The sequence below is a fragment of the Roseiarcus sp. genome, from assembly GCF_052145395.1.
In the GTDB taxonomy this organism is placed as follows: Bacteria; Pseudomonadota; Alphaproteobacteria; order Rhizobiales; family Beijerinckiaceae; genus Roseiarcus.
Map to the genome: position 1 here is coordinate 1 of NZ_JBKQOT010000726.1, position 2,915 is coordinate 2,915.

At 66.2% G+C, this 2,915-nt stretch carries 3 protein-coding genes; all 3 read right to left on the reverse strand.

Translation table 11 applies throughout. The annotated features are described in order from the left end of the window. Positions 1 to 814, reverse strand: an 814-nt coding sequence (locus ACLP25_RS24890) for a substrate-binding domain-containing protein (RefSeq protein ID WP_442471803.1), incomplete at its 3' end; no start/stop codon positions are given. After that, positions 811 to 1,914: an ABC transporter permease gene (locus tag ACLP25_RS24895; RefSeq protein WP_442471804.1), complete on the reverse strand. Its 1,104-nt coding sequence runs from the start codon at positions 1,912 to 1,914 to the stop codon at positions 811 to 813. The genes ACLP25_RS24890 and ACLP25_RS24895, both read right to left, overlap by 4 nt. Positions 1,915 to 1,923: 9 nt before the next feature. Further along, positions 1,924 to 2,915 (reverse strand): ATP-binding cassette domain-containing protein (locus tag ACLP25_RS24900; RefSeq protein WP_442471805.1); only part of this gene is annotated, 992 nt, incomplete at its 5' end.

The following is a 2,915-nucleotide window of genomic DNA, read 5'->3' on the forward strand; positions in this document are numbered from 1 at the left end:
CGCCCTTCTTGCCGGCCGCGGCGAGCGAGGGGCCCATGAAGTCGAAGTAGAGATCGTTGATCGCCAGCGAGTGCGTCCACTTGTCTCCGTACTTCTGCAAGAGCGTCGTTGTGAGCTGCGGCATCCGCTGGGAGGACTCGGCGATTGGCGAATCGACATATTCGAGCACCTTGCAGTCGGCGCAGTTCTTGATCGCGGCCTCCATCGCCTTGGCCTTGAAGACGGCGATTTCGTACTGCGAATCGGTGAAGATCACGACGCCGGCCTTGCCGCCCGATTCCGCGATCGCCTGAAAGGCGGCGGTATCGGAGACGTCCTTCGGTACGGTGGTGACGTTGGCGAAGATGCCCGCTTCCGGCTCAGGCCCCGCATGCGTACCGGCGTGCCAGCCGACGACCGCCGCGCCCGATTTGGCGGCCGCGTCAAACGCCACCTTCTGCTCGTTGGTGTCGAAGCCGCCGGCGACGATGCCGTCGGGCTTGAGGGTCAGGGCTTGGTTCATCGCGGCGGTGCGGCCCGAGACCGATCCTTGGCCGTCGATCACGATGACGGTCCAGCCGATGGCCTTGGCCGCCTCTTTGACGCCTTCGGAGGCGCCGAGAATGCCGCCGTTCTTCAGGTCTGCGGCGACGAACACGACCTTCTTGCCCTTCGCGGCCGTGGGCCCCGTGGTCGGACCGTCCCATTTGTCCGCCCGGGCCGTCGCGGCCTTCGCCGCCTTGGTCGCCATGTCGACGTAGTCGTCGGCGCGCGCGATCGAGACCGTCGCCAGCGCGCAGACGCCGGCGAGCAGGGCTATCTTAAAACCGTTCATAACTTACCTCCCTTAGACGAGGTCGCAGCGGTCTCACCGTTCGCGCCCCCAGATTGCGCCGTTGTCGCAGGCGCGCGCGCCGGTTCGGCTCCACGCCTGCGTTGCGCGTAGCCAGCGATGCCGATGGCGACGAGCAGGGTCGCGCCGTTGAACAGGGGCTCGACGAAGAAGAGGGCGCCGAGCTGCTGGATGCCGGAGATGCCGATCGCCAAAATCGTCACGCCGACCACCGTCCCCCAGACGTTCACGCGGCCGGGCTTGATCGTGGTCGAGCCGAGAAAGGCGCCGACGAGCGCCGGCAGCAGATATTCGAGTCCGACGCTGGCCTGGCCGATCCTGAGTTTTGCGGCGAGCAGGACGCCTGCGAAAGCGGCCAGGAGGCCCGAGGCGACGAAGGCGAGGATCGTGTAGCGGCGGACCGGAATGCCGTTGAGCTCGGCGGCCTTCGGATTGGCGCCGATCGCATAGAAATAGCGGCCGATCGGCAGATATTCGAGCACGAACCAGAGCGCAACCGATAGGGCGAGCACGTAGAAGCCGGTTATCGGCAGGCCGAACACGTCGGCGCCGTTCAGCGCATAGAAGGCGTCCGAGGCGACACCCACGATCTGGCGGCCTTTGCTGTACCACATCGCGATCGCATAAAGGATCGTGCCGGTGCCAAGCGTCGCGATGAAGGCGTCGATCTGGGCGACCTCGACCAGAAGTCCGTTGATGAGCCCAACGCCCGCGCCGAGCGCGAGCACGACGAGCACCGCGAGCGGCCAGGGAACGCCCAACTGGGTCTGCAGGCTGATCGCCAGAATGTGCCAAAGGACGATGCCGTAGCCGACCGTCAGGTCGATCTTGCCCGCCACCATCGGGATCATGGCGCCGAGCGAGAGGATGGCGATGATCGCCTTGTCCGAGATGATCGAACGGACGTTCAACAGGGTCGGGAACGTCTCCGGCAGAAGGATGCTGAAAAAAAGCGCGAGCAGGACGGTCAGGATGACCAGGCCATAGACCGGCACGAACCGCTTGACCCGTTCGAAGACGCTGAGGCCGGCAAGCTCCGCGGGGGTCGGCTCGAGCGCCGTCGATTTGACCGAAGAAGCCATTGTCTCCTCCTATGCAGCGTCGGAAGCGGCGACCGACGCCGCGTGAATCAACCGTTCGATGGAAAGCGCGTCGCCTGTGAGTTCGGCGACGATCACGCCGCGCGAGAACACAAGCGCTCGATGACAGAGGCGGGCGACTTCCTCGAAATCGGTCGAGACGACGACGACGCTGAGGCCGGTCGCAAGCGCCTGGTCGAGGAGGCGGTAGATCTCCGCCTTCGCGCCGACATCGACGCCGGCGGTCGGGTCCTCGGCGATCAGAAGCCGGCCGCCGATGCGCAGCCAGCGCCCGACGATAACCTTCTGCTGGTTGCCGCCCGAGCGCGATTCGATGGGCAACAGAGGATCGATTGGACGAAGCCCGACCTTAAGGCCGATCGCGCGGGCCTCATCGGCCTCCGCGCGCGGCGAGAGGGGCGAGGCGAAGCTTCGGCCGATCGCCTTCGGGTTGATGAAGACGTTCTCGCGAATGGTGAGGCCGCTGGCTTCCGATTCTTCGACGCGGTCGCGGGCGATGAGTCCGATCCCCGCTTGCATTGCCGCGGCGGGGCCGCCGAGCGCCGGTACGGAGCCGTCGAGCAGAATCGTTCCCGAATGCGGGAGCGCGCCGAATAGCGCCCGACCGATGCGTTCCTGTCCGGCGCCGCGGAGGCCGACGAGACCGACGATTTCGGATTGCGCGACAGTGAAATCAACCGGGCCGGCGCCCGCGACCGTCAGGCCCGACACGGCGAGCCGGGTCTTCTCCGAACGCGGGCGCGGCGTGGCCTCGAACTTGTCGAGCGCCTTCCCGACGATCAGGGAAACCAGCTCCTCCGGGGTGGTGTCGGTGACCAGCCTTTCGCCGACGAGAACTCCGTCGCGCAGAACGGCGATGCGATCGGCGATCTCGAACACCTCATCGAGCCGATGCGACACATAGATCATGCCGACGCCGCGCGCCTTGAGCGGCCTCAAGGCGTCGAACAGGCGGTGCACCTCATCGGCGGGAAGCGAGGCCG

Excerpts from the sequence above, each read along its gene's own strand:
- ACLP25_RS24895 (WP_442471804.1), bottom strand. The coding sequence starts at position 1,914 with ATGGCTTCTTCGGTCAAATCGACGGCGCTCGAGCCGACCCCCGCGGAG.